1 protein-coding gene is annotated in these 780 nt (G+C 68.3%); it reads left to right on the top strand.

The window, feature by feature from the left end; all coding sequences use genetic code 11:
- A partial coding sequence (locus tag U5775_RS38885) for an ImcF-related family protein (protein WP_322063430.1) occupies positions 1 to 780 on the top strand: 780 nt, incomplete at both ends.

Raw genomic sequence — 780 nt, 5'->3', positions numbered from 1 at the left:
GCCCGCCCTGGCGGCGCTGGAGGCGCAACTCGGGCAGCTTTCGCAGGTTCGCGCCGACGAGCAGCAGAGCCACGACGCGCAGCAGCTCGCCTACAACCGGCTCAAGGCGTACCTGATGCTCGTCGCGCCAGCACGGACGGACGCGCCGTTCCTCAAGTCGCAACTGCTGGCCGTCTGGCCAGCGCCCGCCGGCATGCGCCCGGGTGAGTGGCTCGATACTTCGCAGCGACTTGCAGGCTTCTGGGTCAGCCACCTCAAGGCGCATCCCGACTGGCGCATCAGTGCGTCGATGCCGCTCGTCACGCAGATGCGCTCGACGCTGGTGAACCAGATCGGACTGTCTGCGAGCGATGACGTGCTCTACCAGAGAGTCCTCGACGAAGCGCGCGGCAGGTACGCCGACATTTCGCTCGCGACGCTGCTCGCCGGGACCGACGCACATGGTCTCTTCACGACCACGCAGACCGTACCGGGCATCTTCACGCGTGCGGCGTGGGAGGGGGTGATCGGGAAGGCGATCGACGACGCCGCGAAGGACCAGCACGTCGAGGGAGACTGGGTGCTGAGCGGCGACCAGCCGGCCGCCCAGGTGAGCGCCTCGGTTGTCGAAGGGGCGGTGGGCGCGGCACGTACCGCGCTCGATGCGAAGCGCGACGCCGACGCTCTCCGCGAGCGCCTGCGCACGCGTTACTTCACCGACTACACCGCAGCCTGGGCGACCATGCTCAACAGCTTCCGGTTGATCCGGGCGACCAGCTTTTCCGGGGTCATCGACCAGCT

The sequence above is a fragment of the Paraburkholderia sp. J63 genome (assembly GCF_905220245.1).
GTDB lineage: Bacteria > Pseudomonadota > Gammaproteobacteria > Burkholderiales > Burkholderiaceae > Paraburkholderia.
The sequence above is the reverse complement of the archived record's forward strand: the minus strand, read 5'-3'. Positions and strand labels throughout refer to the sequence as shown.